Source organism: Mycobacterium sp., from assembly GCF_965229265.1.
Classification (GTDB): domain Bacteria; phylum Actinomycetota; class Actinomycetes; order Mycobacteriales; family Mycobacteriaceae; genus Mycobacterium.
In genome coordinates this window covers 601198-615667 of record NZ_CBDDIY010000011.1, presented here as the reverse complement: position 1 = coordinate 615667, position 14470 = coordinate 601198, and the positions used below count along the sequence as shown (strand labels likewise).

General features: G+C 67.4%; 13 protein-coding genes and 1 pseudogene. 10 read left to right on the top strand and 4 right to left on the bottom strand.

Annotated features, from left to right (window positions below; all coding sequences use genetic code 11):
• The first annotated feature begins 87 nt into the window (after positions 1-87).
• From ADBZ9K_RS15450 to ADBZ9K_RS15440, 3 genes and pseudogenes are all read left to right on the top strand, one after another.
• The gene (locus ADBZ9K_RS15450; RefSeq protein WP_526621908.1) at positions 88-720 is read left to right on the top strand and encodes a heme-binding protein; all 633 of its coding nucleotides are present in this window, start codon (positions 88-90) and stop codon (positions 718-720) included.
• Positions 721-793: 73 nt separating this feature from the next.
• Positions 794-1039 (top strand): annotated as a pseudogene (locus tag ADBZ9K_RS15445) (class I SAM-dependent methyltransferase); the annotation flags it as partial.
• A gap of 71 nt (positions 1040-1110) precedes the next feature.
• On the top strand, positions 1111-2787 hold the full coding sequence (locus ADBZ9K_RS15440) for a SulP family inorganic anion transporter (RefSeq protein WP_526621906.1): 1677 nt from the start codon (positions 1111-1113) through the stop codon (positions 2785-2787).
• A gap of 1 nt (position 2788) precedes the next feature.
• Here the strand turns inward: ADBZ9K_RS15440 and ADBZ9K_RS15435 are convergent, their stop codons facing one another.
• Positions 2789-3262 (bottom strand): dopamine receptor D4, encoded by a 474-nt coding sequence (locus tag ADBZ9K_RS15435; protein ID WP_526621904.1) that lies wholly within the window; start codon positions 3260-3262, stop codon positions 2789-2791.
• A gap of 314 nt (positions 3263-3576) precedes the next feature.
• Here ADBZ9K_RS15435 and ADBZ9K_RS15430 point away from each other — a divergent pair, with 314 nt between their 5' ends.
• From ADBZ9K_RS15430 to ADBZ9K_RS15415, 4 genes are all read left to right on the top strand, one after another.
• On the top strand, positions 3577-4281 hold the full coding sequence (locus ADBZ9K_RS15430; protein WP_526621902.1) for an ANTAR domain-containing protein: 705 nt from the start codon (positions 3577-3579) through the stop codon (positions 4279-4281).
• A gap of 34 nt (positions 4282-4315) precedes the next feature.
• Complete coding sequence (locus tag ADBZ9K_RS15425) at positions 4316-5194, top strand: CPBP family glutamic-type intramembrane protease (protein WP_526621900.1); 879 nt, start codon at positions 4316-4318, stop codon at positions 5192-5194.
• 44 nt (positions 5195-5238) lie between these two features.
• The gene (locus ADBZ9K_RS15420; RefSeq protein ID WP_526622683.1) at positions 5239-5853 is read left to right on the top strand and encodes a M15 family metallopeptidase; all 615 of its coding nucleotides are present in this window, start codon (positions 5239-5241) and stop codon (positions 5851-5853) included.
• Positions 5854-5993: 140 nt separating this feature from the next.
• Positions 5994-6968, top strand: a complete 975-nt coding sequence (locus tag ADBZ9K_RS15415; RefSeq protein WP_526621898.1) for an ABC transporter substrate-binding protein — start codon at positions 5994-5996, stop codon at positions 6966-6968.
• A 22-nt stretch (positions 6969-6990) separates the two neighbouring features.
• Here ADBZ9K_RS15415 and purU read toward each other — a convergent pair whose 3' ends face one another.
• Positions 6991-7866 (bottom strand): formyltetrahydrofolate deformylase, encoded by an 876-nt coding sequence (gene purU, locus ADBZ9K_RS15410; protein WP_526621896.1) that lies wholly within the window; start codon positions 7864-7866, stop codon positions 6991-6993.
• Positions 7867-7966: 100 nt separating this feature from the next.
• The gene (locus ADBZ9K_RS15405) at positions 7967-8602 is read right to left on the bottom strand and encodes a TetR/AcrR family transcriptional regulator (RefSeq protein WP_526621894.1); all 636 of its coding nucleotides are present in this window, start codon (positions 8600-8602) and stop codon (positions 7967-7969) included.
• A gap of 100 nt (positions 8603-8702) precedes the next feature.
• Between ADBZ9K_RS15405 and ADBZ9K_RS15400 the strand changes: the two genes are divergently transcribed.
• Genes ADBZ9K_RS15400 through ADBZ9K_RS15390 form a run of 3 tightly spaced genes read left to right on the top strand, consistent with a single transcriptional unit; the run spans position 8703 to position 12141 of the window.
• Positions 8703-10277: an FAD-dependent oxidoreductase gene (locus ADBZ9K_RS15400; RefSeq protein WP_526621892.1), complete on the top strand. Its 1575-nt coding sequence runs from the start codon at positions 8703-8705 to the stop codon at positions 10275-10277.
• The gene (locus ADBZ9K_RS15395; protein WP_526621890.1) at positions 10274-11140 is read left to right on the top strand and encodes an alpha/beta fold hydrolase; all 867 of its coding nucleotides are present in this window, start codon (positions 10274-10276) and stop codon (positions 11138-11140) included. The genes ADBZ9K_RS15400 and ADBZ9K_RS15395 overlap by 4 nt, the downstream gene beginning before the upstream one ends.
• Positions 11137-12141: a VOC family protein gene (locus ADBZ9K_RS15390; RefSeq protein WP_526621888.1), complete on the top strand. Its 1005-nt coding sequence runs from the start codon at positions 11137-11139 to the stop codon at positions 12139-12141. Before ADBZ9K_RS15395 ends, ADBZ9K_RS15390 begins: the two co-directional genes overlap by 4 nt.
• A gap of 25 nt (positions 12142-12166) precedes the next feature.
• Here the strand turns inward: ADBZ9K_RS15390 and ADBZ9K_RS15385 are convergent, their stop codons facing one another.
• Positions 12167-14431, bottom strand: a complete 2265-nt coding sequence (locus tag ADBZ9K_RS15385) for a family 1 glycosylhydrolase (protein WP_526621886.1) — start codon at positions 14429-14431, stop codon at positions 12167-12169.
• Between the last annotated feature and the right edge of the window lie 39 nt (positions 14432-14470).

The following is a 14470-nucleotide window of genomic DNA, read 5'->3' as shown; positions in this document are numbered from 1 at the left end:
ACCAGCCCCGTCAGAAACTCGTCACCGCCATCCACCTGACAATCCGGGCCCCGATGGCTTGACTGGAGTGTGGAAGGGAGTGCGCTCATGCTGAACAAGATCGCCGGCGTAGCGGCCCAGGTCGCCGAGGCCGGGGGCTCGATCGTCGGGATCCGGCACGGTACCGAAGAGCCGGCCTTCACCGTGGAGCGCGAGGTCGACGGCGTACAGATCCGTCGGTACGGGCCGCGGGTGGCTGCCGAGACCACGGTCGCCACCGACGAGGAGTCCGCCCGCAATGAAGGTTTCCGCCGGCTGGCCCGCTACATCTTCGGCGCCAACTCGGGCAAGGACAAGATCGCCATGACGGCCCCGGTGGCCCAGCAGCAGAGCGAGAAGATCGCGATGACCGCTCCGGTGGCCACTCAGCGCACCCCCTCCGGCGAGTGGGTCATCCGGTTCTTCATGCCCTCGAAGTACACGCTGGATACGTTGCCCACCCCGAACGACGACCGGGTCCGCCTGGTGCCAGTGCCGGGCGAACGGGTGGCGGTGCTGCGGTTCAACGGGTCGATCGACCCCGACGCGGTCGCCACCCATACCCGCCGGCTGTTGGAAACCTTGCACGGCAATGCCATCGAGCCAGTCGGCGACCCCCTGGCGTGGTTCTACGACCCGCCGTGGACGTTACCGTTTCGCCGGCGCAACGAAGTCGTGGTGGGACTGGCCACCGAAACCTGATTATCTGACTCATGGGCACAGCACCGCCGGAGGGCAGGGCAACCGTGGCCGGCAGCCCGGCATGACGATGGCCGCCCGCGGCATGCCGCTGTCATTCGAGTTCGCCCGCTTCGTGAAGTTCATGGTCACCGAGATCTTCCCGGGCGGCCGGTTGCCGTCCATCCCAATGGTCGAAGAGCTTTCTACCGCAGCGGGTTTCACTGTCACCCGGGTGCAGTCGCTGCAACCGCATTACGTGCGCACCCTCGATCTGTCGGCGGCCGCACTCGGGGCCAAGCGTGACCGGGCAATCGAGATTCAGCCGGTCGAGGTCTATCAGTTCACCCTGGCGAAAGCTCGCTGACACCTCAGAGCCTGCTCGGAGAAACCGGAGATGTCACAATTCCGGTCGTGTCCACCCGTGCCCTGCCGACATGGCTGGCCCCGGCGATCGTCCCCTATCGCGCCAGCTGGCTGCGGGCCGACGTGCTGGCCGGACTCAGCACCGGCGCCGTCGTTATCCCGCTGGCGATGGCCTATGCGACCGTCGCCAACATGCCCGTCCAGATGGGCCTGTATACCTGCATCGTCCCGGTGGTGGTCTATGCGTTCATCGGCGGCTCGCGGGTTGCCAGCATCAGCACCACGTCGACGGTGTCCACGCTGACGGCCTCGACGATGCTGGCCGGCGGGGTGCTGATCGGTTCCGAGGATCAGCGTGGCGATCTGGTGACGCTGACGGTGTTGGTCGGCCTGTTCTTGTTGATCGCCCGGGTCTTTCGGCTCGGCATGCTCGTCGACAACATCAGCGACATGACCTTGACCGGCATCAAGGTCGCGGTCGGGTTGACGGTCATGGCAGCCCAGCTGCCCAAGCTGCTCGGAGTGCGTCCGCACCCGCACACGACCGGATTCTTCCGGGTGGCGTGGGCCGCGCTGTCCGACATCCCCCGCGCCAGCCTCGCGACGGTGGCGGTGTCGGTCGTTTGCCTGGCCGTGTTACTCGCGCTGACCCGGTTGGCTCCCCGGATTCCCGGGCCGCTGGTGGTGATCGCCGCCGGTATCGCAGTGAGCAGTGTCGTGGCGTTGCCCACTCATGGTGTCGCGCTCATCCCGGCGGTGCCGTCCGGATTTCCGATGCCGGAGGTCCCGCACCTCGACCGTCATATCGTGCCGCTGCTGCCCGGAGCGCTGGCCATCGCGGTGATGGCATTCCTGGAGAGCATTGCCGTGGCACGAACCTCGCGGCACACCGGCGACCGTCCGATCGAACCGGACCGCGAGCTGTTGGCACTGGGCGTCGCGTCGGTCGCGGGAGCGTTCTTCCATTCGCTGCCACCGGCAGGGGGGTTCGCGCAGACCGCGGTGAACCTGCGCTCGGGTGCGCGAAGCCAGATCAGCGCCCTGGTGATGGTGGTGCTGGCGGTTCTGGTCGCGCTGTTCGTCGCGCCGATCCTGGACCTGCTGCCCCAGGCGGTGCTCGGCGCGGTCGTGGTCGTCGCGGTCACCCGCCTCGTCGACATCGCCGCCCTGCGCCGGCTCTACCGACTCAATCCCCGCGAATGCATCGGGGCCATCGGTGTCGCGGGAATCGGGCTGGCGTTCGGGCTCATCCCCGCCGTGGTCGTCGCGGTGGCAGTCACCTTGCTCGTGGTGTTGCACGTGGTGAACTCGCCGCACGTGGTGCAGGTCGTGCGCCATGACAAGGGAGCGTGGGTCGAACGGCCGGAGAACGCCGAGCTGCTCCCGGCCGATCCGCTGGTGCTGCGCTGCCTTGTCCCGCTCTACGCGGCCAACGTGCGCCCCAATATCGCCGCCGTCCGCGACGCCGTGCTGCGGGAGCAACCGAAACCCACGACAGTCGTGCTTGACCTGGTCCGCCAGACCGTCCTGGAGTCGACCGCCCTGCACATCCTGGTCGACCTCGACCTGGAACTGTCCGGGGCCGGGATCCGGCTGATGTTCACCGCGCTGCCCGAGCGTGCCCTGCAGATGGTGCAGCGCACCGAGTGGTGGCATGAGGTCGAAGCGGACGGACGCTACCAGCCCGACCTGGATGCGGCCGTCGAGGCCGTCGACCGGTTCTGAGTCAGGGCGCCACCGGCTCGACGGGCAGCGGCACGACGGCCGAGGACCCGACCGGCCCGGTGGGGCTTGCCGACATTCCGGGCGGCGGGGCCGCGCCGGCGTCCATCGGACGCTGAGCAAGCAGAAGCAGCGCGTCGCTGCCCGACACATCCTGGGTGCGAATGGCGTGCCACAGGTCGCGCAGGTAGGTCATCCGTCCTTCCGGCGGGGTGTCGGTGGTCCCCGGCGGCAGGTTCTCGGGGCTGGATAGATGCGGCACCGCGGCCGGTGCCGCCGACGGGTCCGCCGCCGCCGTCAGCTGAGTGCCGGCATCGGCGGGCACCACCGTCGGGGGCACCGGATCGACAGCGGCTGGGTCGGCGAACGCCACGGGGGCGCTCAGAAACGCCATCGAGACTCCCGCCGCCGCGAGTCCCAGGCAGATCCGGCGGGCCCGGGCGCTGGTGTGGGCGGTCGCATTCATCGTGATCGTCACGTTGTGTCCTCCGCAGGTCAGCCACGGCGGCGTCCCGGGTTCGGCCGGTCAACGCCCTATACCGGTCATTCCGCTGAGCAACCCGTTTCGTTACACCCGTCACTTGTGCCACCACAGCCTCAGGAGTGCAGCCGCTGCGGAGGCACCGGCGGAGCAGGTTGAAACCCGGCTTCCCGGGGTGTAAGACTCTGCTGCCCGCAGAGCCTGGGATGTCGATGGGTTCTGCCTTTATTACGCTCCTCGGCCATACCCGGCATGCGCGGCACTACTTCACGAGAATGACGGGTAGCGAGTTATCCGGGCGGGAGGTGTCCATGGTTGCGCAGCAGGGTCCACCACCGTCGCACGACGGCCAGGAGCCGGCCTTCGACGTGGTGGACGCGCGCCCCGAGCAGGTCGGCTGGTTCCGCTTCTACTTCGACGGCGAGCTCTGGGAGTGGTCACCGGAGGTGCAGGTCATGCACGGTTACGAGCCGGGCACCGTCTCACCCACGACCGAGTTGGTGCTGTCGCACAAGCACCCCGACGACTATCCACAGGTCGTGACCACCCTGGATGAGGTACGCCGGCACCATCAGGCGTTCAGCACCCGGCACCGCATCATCGACACCGCCGGCCGGATTCACCACGTCATCGTCGTTGCCGACAAGCTGCAGGACGAGTCGGGCACGGTGGTCGGCACCCACGGCTTCTACGTCGACATCACGCCCACCGAACACCGCCAGCAACGGCAGCTCAGCGAGGCGATCGCCGAGATCGCCGAGAACCGCGCGAGCATCGAGCAGGCCAAAGGCATGTTGATGGTGGTCTACGGCATCGACGCCGAAGCGGCGTTCGACTTGCTTCGGTGGCGCTCCCAGGAAGCCAACATCAAGCTGCGGCTGCTGGCCGAACGGGTGGTTGCCGACTTCGTCAACCTCTCGCAGACCGATCCGGCGCCGCAGCGGTCGGCCTACGACAATCTGCTGCTGACCGCCGACCGGCGTCTTGGCGCCGCATCCGAGGCACAGTCGAGCTGATCCCGGACGGCTCAAGGCTCTGATGATGCTGGACATGGTGCGTGCCCGGCCGCTGATGTGGTTCGTCGTCCTGTCGTATTCGATCACCTGGCTGTTGTGGGCGCCGCTGGTCCTGACCGGGGTGCCGGCATTCTCGGCGACCAGCCATACGCCGTCGCTCGGCACGCTGCCCGGGGCCGCAATCGGGGTCACCGGTACCGCTTTCGCCATGACTGCGCTCACGCAGGGCCGGGCCGGGGTCGCCCGGTTGCTGCGCCGCCTGACGTGGTGGCGGGTCGGGCTGCGCTGGTATCTGGTCGCGGTGCTCCTGGTCCCGGTGGGCCAGATCGTGGCCACCGCCGCCCTGGCGAGTCCGGAGGCGCTGCGGGCACTGAGCCCGTCGGCACTGGCCGTGTACCCGACGTCCTATCTCGCGCACTTCATTTTCGGTCCGCTGTTCGAGGAGTCCGGGTGGCGTGGGTTCGCCCTGCCGCGCCTGCAGCACCGCTACGGGCCGGCGCGGGGCTCGCTGCTGCTGGGCATGGTGTGGAGCGGCTGGCACTTCTTCTTGTACGCGCCGTCCTGGCTGCAGTCCGGGCCGATCGACGCCCTGGTGTCCGCCGGCATCTTCGTGGTGTTCACCGTGAGCATCACCGTGCTGTTCACCTGGCTGTCGAACAACACGGCCGCCAGCCTGCTGCTGGCGATCCTGCTGCACGGATCGGTCGACGGCACCGCGACCTATGTCCAGCGGCTGGCCGACCGCGGCGTGATCAGCAACGACGTCGCGGTGTTCAGCGCACAGTTCGGGGTACTGATCGTGGGCGTCCTGGCGGCAGGAGGACTCTTGATGTGGACTCGGGGACGGCTTGGTTATGCGCGCTACCGCGCCGGCGCCGAGTATCTCGATGTACCGGGGACAATGCAGACATGACCGTCGGACGTCTCGTGTTGGCTGCCGCGGCGTCGGCAACGCTGATGGCCGCGGCGCCGGCCGGCGCGGCCCCGGACGCCGGGGTGCCGCCGGTGAGCCCCCAAGCCGCCGCGGCCGGCTTCGTCGACGTGCGCGCGGTGGTTCCCGACGCGATCGTCGACCTGCGCTACGCCACGCCCGACAACTTCGTCGGCGTCCCGCTCTATCCGGCTGATGCCCGCTGCCTGGTGCACGAGTCGATGGCACCTGGTCTGGCGAAGGCGGCCGACTCGCTGCGCGCCCAGGGCGAGGTGCTGGTGTTCTGGGACTGCTATCGCCCCCATGACGTGCAGGTCCGAATGTTCGACGCGGTGCCCAACCCGGCGTGGGTGGCCAAGCCGGGGCCGTACGCGCGCAGCCACGAGGCCGGCCGTTCGGTCGATGTGACGATCGCCGAGCGGGGCCGACTGGTCGACATGGGAACCGGCTTCGACGACTTCTCCCCGCGCGCGCAGGCCTACGCCACCGATGGCGTCAGCGCGGCCGCCCAGGCCAACCGGGCGCGGTTGCGCGCGGCCATGGCCGACGGCGGGCTTGCCGTCTACTCCGGTGAGTGGTGGCATTTCGACGGAGCCGGAGCCGGCGTGCAGCGCCCGATCTTGGACGTGCCGCTCGACTGAACCCGACGATCAGCACGCCCGCGGATCGTCCGGGGACGGGGTGATCTGGCGTGGGGTGCCCCGGTGACGGGGCTGGTACATACTGACGTCCAATCACCTGACCCAGCGGGCTGACCCTAACCGACAGGAGACCCGCCCCCATGCGCGGAGACATCAGCAGGCGCGGATTCCTCGGGGTCGCAACGACCGGGCTTGCGCTGGCCGCAGCCGCGACCGTCGAGAGCATCGCGTCGGCGGCACCCGGCGGGGTCACCATCAACCACGCGTTCGGAAGCACCTTCGTCGCCGGGCCGCCCAAACGCGTGGTGAGCGCGGGCTTCACCGAGCAGGACAGCCTGCTGGCGCTGGGGGTGATTCCGATTGCCACCACCGAGTGGTTCGGCAACGAGCCCTACGCCGTGTGGCCGTGGGCGCAGCCCCGCCTCGGCGGCGCACGGCCGACGGTACTGAGCCTGACCAGCGGTATCCAGGTGGAACGTATCGCCCCATTGCGGCCCGATCTCATCGTGGCGACCAACGCCGGTGTCGATGCCAAGACCTACCAACAACTTTCGGCGATCGCTCCGACGATTCCGCAATCGGGCCCGGCACCGTTCTTCGAACCCTGGAAACAGCAGGCGACCACCATCGCACAAGCGGTGTTCCGGCCCGAGGCGATGCGGTCCCAGATCGACGCCGTCGACGCGGCGTTTACCGGCGTCGCCAGGTCCTACCCACAATTCGTCGGCAAGTCGATCGTGTCGCTGCAGGGCTCGACATACTGGCAGGACAGCGCCATCGCGACCCGGTCGGGTTGGAAGACCGAATGGCTGGCCCAGATGGGCTTTGTCATCCCCGGCGAGATCGACGCCTTCGGCCGCCCCGACGACGACCGCGCCTACATCCCCGTCGACCAGGTCGGGGCAACACTGGGGGACGTCGATATCCTGCTGTGGCGCACCGAGAGTGACGCCGAGATCGCAGCGCTGCAGGCGGTTCCGGCGATCGCGGCATTCGGAAAGCGCAATGTTTACACCACCAAGGAACAGGCCGGCGCCATCGCGTTCACCTCACCGCTGTCCTTCCCCCTGGTCGCCGATCAGCTACCCGCGAAACTGGCCGCCGCGCTGAACTGACAGATCTCGCGGACACCGGAGATCACGGGAAGACAACCGTGCGATTTTCCAACAAGGCGACGCGAATCTCGCAGTGCCAGCGCACCGCTCGGGCGAGCGCGCGAGTTTCGGCCTCGCGGCCGCGGGCCGCGAGGGCATCTGGGTCGAGGGAATGATCCACCCGGATCAGTTCCTGCTCGATGATGGGGCCTTCGTCGAGATCCGCGGTCACGTAGTGGGCGGTCGCACCGATGTACTTGACACCACGAGCGTAGGCCTGGTGGTAGGGCCTGGCACCCTTGAAGCTCGGCAGCATCGAGTGGTGGATGTTGATCGCGCGACCATCGAGCTTCGCGCACAGGTCATCAGAGAGGATTTGCATGTAACGCGCGAGCACAACGAGGTCGACCGACTCCGCGTTGACGAAATCGACCAGCTGTTGCTCGGCCTGGGCTTTGGTATCGGGTGTGACAGGGATGTGCCGGAACGGCACCCCAAAGCTATCGGCGATGGGACGCAGGTCAGGATGGTTGGAAACCACTGCGACCACATCGAGCCCGAGCTCACCGATCGAGTTTCGGAACAGCAAGTCATTGAGGCAGTGAGCGAACTTGCTCACCATGATCACGGTGCGCAGCCGCCGTGCGGAATCCGCCAATTGCCAATGCATGCCGAACTTCTCGGCGACCGGGGCGAAACGAATACCTAGATCTTCCAGGTCCAAAGGGGCGCCGTCGACAGCAGCGAACTCGACACGCATGAAGAACTTTCCGCTCTCGCGGCTACCGAATTGCTGACTCTGCAGGATGGTGTAGCCGTTGGTGGCGAGCAGCTCGCTGACGGCGCACACAATGCCCAGTGCGTCCGGGCAGTTCAGCATGAGGATGCCGTGTGGTGGCTGAGCGGCGGGGCTAGGCATGACGACTCCGGAGGCGGGTTGGGCTGTGCTGCGCTGCAGCCTAGTTGGTCATGGGTCGGCACCAGGCGACCCGCGACCTCGGCTCAAGTCACCGAAGGAGTCAGCGGGTCTCGTTCTCGGCGAGCAGCCGCTGCGCGGTGTCGTAGAGCGCCTGGCCGTGCATGGCGAACAGCGCGAGCAGGTCGACGCTGTCGCCCCCGATTTCCTTGGCGATGAACAGGCCGTCGGCGCCGGCGATCGCGTAGGTTGCCAACTGCCGGACCTGGTCCTCGGTCAGGCCCGGAGCCAAGTCTGCGATGCTGCGCGTGAGCGCGTCGAAAGCCTGGTCCCTGACCTGGATGAACATCGCGCGCGCCCGAGGCTCGACGGGCCTGCGCTCCAGGGCGAGCATCAACCCGAGGCGCAGGAAATCCGGCGAATCGAGCACCGCCTTGGCCGTGCCCGCCGCGACTTCCATCAATCGATCACGTGCGACAAGGTCCTCGGGCAGCTGCCAGACGCCCAGCCAGTTGGCGAAGCTGCGTTCGATGACGGCGGCGATCAGGTCGTCTTTGTCCTTGAAGTGCCAGTAGATGGAGCTGGCCGGAAGACCACATTTGGCACTGACCGCGCCGATGCTGGTCCCCTCGTAACCCCGTTCAGCGGCGATCTCGGTGGCCGCGTCGAGGATCCGGTTACGTGACTGCTCACCATCTGCCCGTCGCCGGCCACGCTTGAACGCCTCGTTGCTGGCCATCGCACTCCACCCCTTGACTCTGTAGTGATCACTACACTACCGTATCGATCACTACAGAACAATCCCCCGCGCAGCGTGGCGCGAGAAATGAGGGACGGCCATGACCGAGCGAGCGACCCACGACGTAGCGATCGTCGGCTACGGCCCAGTCGGTGCCACGGCCGCCAACCTGCTGGGCCAGCTCGGACTCGATGTCGTCGTCATCGAACGTGACCCCGACATCTACTTCCGCGCCCGCGCCATCTCCACCGACGAGGAGGTGTTGCGCATCTGGCAACAGGTGGGGCTGGCCGACCGGCTCAACGCCGACATGCAACCCGGAGCCGGCGCAAATTTCGTTGATGCCGAAGGTGTTTCGATCATCAAGTTGCTCCCCGCCGACCGGGGCAATGGCCACCCGCCGCAGCAGTTCATCTACCAGCCCGCCGTGGACAAGGTCCTGCGCGAGGGTGTCGACCGTTTCGGAGGCGTATCTGTCCTCCTCGAACACGAGTGCCTGCGCCTCATCCAGCACCCCGACTGCGTCGAACTGATGCTCGCCGACCTCACTCGCGACGAGTTCGTCCGCATCCGGGCCACCTACGTGATCGCCGCGGACGGCGGTTCGAGCGCGATTCGCGGCCAGCTCGGTGTCGGTTTCGGTGGCCGCACCTTCTCCGAGCGCTGGATCGTGATCGATACCAAGGTTCTCCAGGAATGGCCCGGCCATGACCGGCTCCGGTTTCACTGCAACCCCGCGCGGCCGACGGTCGACTGCCCCACTCCGTTGGGCCACCACCGCTGGGAGTTCCCGGTGCGCGACGACGAAGACGAGAAGGATCTGCTCACCGAGGAGGCCATCTGGAAAGTCCTCAGCGACCAGGGGATCACCCCGTCGAACGTGGCGATCATCGGTTACGCCTGTTACAGCCACCACGTTCGGTTCGCTGATCGCTGGCGGGTCGGCCGGGTGTTCCTCGCCGGCGATGCCGCACACGCGATGCCGCCGTGGATCGGCCAGGGCATGTGTGCCGGTGTGCGCGACGTCGCGAACCTGTCCTGGAAACTGCACGCCGTGCTGACGGGAGCATTGCCCGAGACCGTCCTCGATACGTATCAGGCCGAACGATTACCGCACGTCAAGGAAGTCACCAGCCGGGCGGTCAAGGTCGGCAAGATCATCGTCGACCGCAACCCCGTGCGCGCCGCGGTGCGCACGCGCGTCTTCCGTGCCGCGAATAGGATCCCGGGGTTCAGCGCCTGGCTGCGCAACAACCGGTGGCTGCCGCCAGCGCGCTACAGCTCCGGGCTGCTGGCATGCAACGGCAACCCCGCGGCCGGCTGGCTGATCCCCCAGCCCTGGGTCATCGATGAGACGGGCAAGCGGGTGCGGTTAGACGATGTCGTCGGCGGTACATGGACGGTGCTGCACACCGGCACCGATGGCGCCGCATCCACATGGCGTTCGGCGGGAGTGCCGATCCTGCAGATCGCCGCACCCGGTAGCGCACCGGGCGCCGGCCGGATCGTCGACCGGGACGGCACGTTGCTGCGCTGGCTCGAGGACAAGAGGACGTCGATCATCGCGCTGCGCCCGGACGGATTCGTCTACGCCGGCGGCGCGCCCGACCAGCCCCTGCCACCGCCACCGCGCGGTTTCACCGCGCGCGCCAACCGAGTAAAGGACCACGCATGACCGTCACCGAACTGACCGAGCGCACCGTCACCGTCGCGGGCAGGGACATCTTCGTCGCCGAAAAGGGCGACGGGCCCGCGGTGGTCATGCTGCACGGGGGCGGGCCCGGGGCATCGGGGGTGTCGAACTATTCCCGCAATATCGACGCCTTGGCCCGGTCCTATCGCGTCATCGTCCCCGACATGCCCGGCTACGGTCGCTCGGCCAAGTTCGTCGACCACAGTGACCCGTTCGGCTATCTCGCCGACAGCATCCGCGGCATGCTCGATGAATTGAACGTAGGCACAGCACATCTCATCGGTAATTCCTACGGCGGCGCCGCCGCGCTGCGCCTGGCCCTGGACACCCCGGGTCGGGCCGACAAGCTGGTGCTGATGGGCCCGGGCGGTATCGGCACCACCCGCGGCGTGCCGACCGAGGGGCTGAAGAGCCTGCTGTCCTACTACGGCGGCCAGGGTCCCAGCCGGGACAAACTCGCCGACTTCATCCGCACCTACCTGGTCTACGACGGGGCCGCGGTGCCCGACGAACTCATCGACCTGCGCTATCGGGCGTCCATCGATCTGGAGGTGGTGGCCAATCCGCCGTTACGACGGCCGTCCGGGCTGCGGACCCTGTGGCGGATGGACCTCACCCGCGACAGGCGCCTACGGACTCTGCCCACACCCACGTTGGTGTTGTGGGGCCGCGACGACAAGGTCAACCGGCCCTCCGGCGGTCCGCTGCTGCTGAATCTGATGCCCAACGCCGAGCTGGTCATGACCTCCCACACCGGCCACTGGATGCAGTGGGAACGTGCCGACCTGTTCAACCAGCTCGTCGCCGACTTCCTCTCCCCCGACTCGAGATTGGCGGCGTCATGACGACCGATGTCTTCGGCAAGGTCCACCTGGGCTACCTCGTCATCGAGACCGAGAAGTTCGCCGACTGGCGGCGGTTCGGCCGAGACGCCATCGGCATGCACCTCGACGAGACGCTGCCCGACGTGGTCCGGTTCCGGCTCGACAGCAACGAGTGCCGCTTCCTGCTCCAGCGAGGTCCGGCCGAGGACACCACCGCACTCGGCTGGGAACTCGACGACGACACCACCTTCGACACCATCGAAAAGCGGATCCGCGACCGCGGTGTCCCGGTGGTCGAAGGGTCCGGCGAGGAAGCGGCCCTGCGTGGCGTCGAGCGGCTCCTGCGTTTCCCCGGCCCCAACGGGCTGGCCCAAGAGATCTACGTCCGAGCCCGCGCCGCCGACGAGCCGCTGCAACTGGCCGCAGGTGGGGGTTTCGTCACGGGGGTGGACGGCATGGGCCACGTGGCGATCGCCACCAAGAAGCCGCACCAGATGCGCGGCTACTACAGCACGGTGTTCGACGCGCGGTTGTCGGACTACATCGACGAGACGATCAGCGGCCTGAAGTTCAAGATCCGGTTCCTCCGGGTCAACGAACGCCACCACACCGTGGCGATTGCGTCGGTGAACCGCCTGCCGCTCAACCCGATTCGGACCAGGGTGCAACACTGCAACATCCAGGTCGCCGAGTGCAACGACATGACGCTGGCCTACCAGCGGGTCAAGGAACTGGGCTTCGACATGGCGCTGTCGGTCGGCCAGCACACCAATGACAAGGAACTGTCGTTCTATGCGGTGACGCCGTCCGGGTTCGAGTGGGAGGTCGGCTGGAACCCGATCGTCGTCGACGAATCGACCTGGGAGCCAACCACGCACCAGGGCATCAGCATCTGGGGTCACACGCCCGAAGGACAGACGATCATCGGCCTCTTCGAACGGTTCAAGACCGCGGCGGCCTCGGTGGGCCACGGAGAAGCCACCGTCCCCGCGCTGGGCGGCACCGGGATCCCGGACCACTGAGCAGGCGGCCGCGTGGGACCTGAGCTCAGACCCGCGGATCGCGCACGTAGGTCCGGAACACGTCGGCGGGAATCCCGTTGCCGGTGAACAGGTCATGGATGAGGGTCACGCTGGGCCGCGGGGTGCGCTCCAGAGTGACCGGATCGTAGGAATACAGGCCGTATTTCGGCTCGTATCCCAGTACCCACTCGAGGTTGTCGGTCAGCGACCACGCGGTGTATCCGCGGATGTCCATCCCGTCGGCGATCGCCTTGTTGATCACCGCGAGATGGCGCACGACGTAAGACGCGCGCGTGCTGTCACTGGCATCGGCCAGCCCGTTTTCGGTGACCCACAGCGGTATCCCGTAGGAGTCGGCGATGTCGAGGACATCCCGCAGTCCGGCGGGGCTGATGATCTGGGCGGTGTCACTGCACTCGGTGGCCGGGCACCCGCCGGCCACCACGTTGAGCAGCGGGGAGAATTCGGGATAGCCCGTCACGATCGGCAGCGCCGAATTGCCCAGCACACCGCGGTAGCCGGCGACGATGCCCTGGCTGTAGTAGTTGACCCCGAAGAAGTCCGCTTTCCCGGCCAGCTCGGGGTGGATCTCGTCGGCGGTGATCACGCCGTCGAAGTTGGCGTCGACCTCGCCGCGGATCACCGCGTCCGGGAACCATCGGTTGTAGAAGTCGCTGAAGTCAGCCGCCGCGTTCTGGTCCGCGGGGTTGGTCGGATCTCCTCCGCGCCACGAATACATGTTCAAGGCGAACCCGACCTGGGCGTTGGCATCGAGCTGGTGGATCAGGTCGTAGGAGGCCGAATAGGCGGCCGCCTCGTTGCGCAGCCCCGTGGCCACCAGATCGGGCCGCTGCAACGCGGGCGGGAAGTTGGTGGCGAACGGGATGGCGTAGTAGGACGTCAGCATCGAGTTCACCGGCTCGTTGAGCACCACCCAGGTGTCCACCTGTGGCCCGAACTTCCACGCCAGGTAGGCGGAGTACTTCTCGAACTCGCCGACTGTCGACGACGAGACCCATCCGCCGCCGTCTTGCGGTGTCACGCCGAAGATCTCCAACAGCCGGGCTCGCGCCGGGTCATGGATCCACAGCGGCAGGGTGAAGTGGTTGACGGTCACCAACGGATCCAGGCCCGCCGCGTGCATCGCGGCCAGCTCGTCCTGGTAATGGGTGACGGCATTCTGGTCGGCCAGTGCGTCGAGCTGAGCCAGCACCTCGGGGGTGATTCCGTTCGAGATATCCACGGATGCAGTGGAATTCGGGAAGATCCGGCTCCACTCGATGCCCATCCGGAAGGTGTCGGCGCCGACACCGTCGCGGGCCAGCCCGATGTCCACCGGGTACTGGGTGTACTCACCCGGCCCCTGCTCGGGGACCGCACCCTTCCAGCCCAGCAGTAGTTGGTTGACCGCGTCGTGGGTCCACTGCCACCAATCGGAGTTGACGTCCAGCGGCGCACCGCCACCCATCTCGGACTGGAAGCCGGCCGTCGAAACACCCCAGTGGAAACCATCGGGGAAGGCCAGCGCCGTCGTCGTCCCGGTGCCGTCGAAGGTCAGTTTGACCGTGGCGGTGGTCATGCCTCGAGGCAGGTAGTCCGACAGCAGCGACCCGAACAGCGGGATGCTTCGGATGAAGTCGACCGGGGCCTGTAGCACCCCGGGCAGGCCATGGATGTGAAAGGCGGTGTCGTCGCTGACGGCGACGGTGAACGCGTCGTCGCCGCCGTACGAGGCGAAATCGACGACCGGGGTGTAGGTGAACTCCCCGGTGTGCTGGTCGATGGTGACTCGCCCCAGGCTCGGCGCGCTGAGCACCGAGTAGACCAGACGGTCGCCGTCGGGGTCGGTGGCGCCCAGGGTTCCGGTGACCACTCCGTCGGAGCTCTGGCTGGTGACCGTGGGGTTGGTCGTCGGATACCGATTGAGGAAGGTGCGCTCGAGTTCGCGGCGCGCCCCCTCGAGCAGGGTCAACACCGTCGTAGCGCTTGCCGGAGCCGCGGGTGCGCCGGTCCGGCCCACGGCACGCGTCTGCACCGCCCTGGCGGTCAAAGTCACCCCAGAAACCTTGGTGGCCTTGATGTTTGATCGACCGACTGCGGAATGCTGTGCCGTCCGGGCCGACTGGCCCTGCTGCGGCCGCGACGATCCGACCGAGGCCGCGCTGCCCGGGGAGGCGGTGCGGTCAGCCGAAGCGGTGCCGGCCGATCCCATGGCCAGCGCGGCCCCGATTCCGAGGGCCACCGCGAGCGCGCCGACCCGCCCGATAGCCACTGCCGCGCGTGGTGTCATACCAGGTAGCCCCCGCTCCATTGCGGTGTCGATTACCCG

Coding starts and splice junctions, on each gene's coding strand:
- ADBZ9K_RS15420 (WP_526622683.1), top strand. CDS start 5,239: ATGGCCGCGGCGCCGGCCGGCGCGGCCCCGGACGCCGGGGTGCCGCCG.
- ADBZ9K_RS15405 (WP_526621894.1), bottom strand. CDS start 8,602: ATGGCCAGCAACGAGGCGTTCAAGCGTGGCCGGCGACGGGCAGATGGT.
- ADBZ9K_RS15425 (WP_526621900.1), top strand. CDS start 4,316: ATGGTGCGTGCCCGGCCGCTGATGTGGTTCGTCGTCCTGTCGTATTCG.
- purU (WP_526621896.1), bottom strand. CDS start 7,866: ATGCCTAGCCCCGCCGCTCAGCCACCACACGGCATCCTCATGCTGAAC.
- ADBZ9K_RS15385 (WP_526621886.1), bottom strand. CDS start 14,431: ATGACACCACGCGCGGCAGTGGCTATCGGGCGGGTCGGCGCGCTCGCG.
- ADBZ9K_RS15450 (WP_526621908.1), top strand. CDS start 88: ATGCTGAACAAGATCGCCGGCGTAGCGGCCCAGGTCGCCGAGGCCGGG.
- ADBZ9K_RS15400 (WP_526621892.1), top strand. CDS start 8,703: ATGACCGAGCGAGCGACCCACGACGTAGCGATCGTCGGCTACGGCCCA.
- ADBZ9K_RS15390 (WP_526621888.1), top strand. CDS start 11,137: ATGACGACCGATGTCTTCGGCAAGGTCCACCTGGGCTACCTCGTCATC.
- ADBZ9K_RS15430 (WP_526621902.1), top strand. CDS start 3,577: ATGGTTGCGCAGCAGGGTCCACCACCGTCGCACGACGGCCAGGAGCCG.
- ADBZ9K_RS15415 (WP_526621898.1), top strand. CDS start 5,994: ATGCGCGGAGACATCAGCAGGCGCGGATTCCTCGGGGTCGCAACGACC.
- ADBZ9K_RS15395 (WP_526621890.1), top strand. CDS start 10,274: ATGACCGTCACCGAACTGACCGAGCGCACCGTCACCGTCGCGGGCAGG.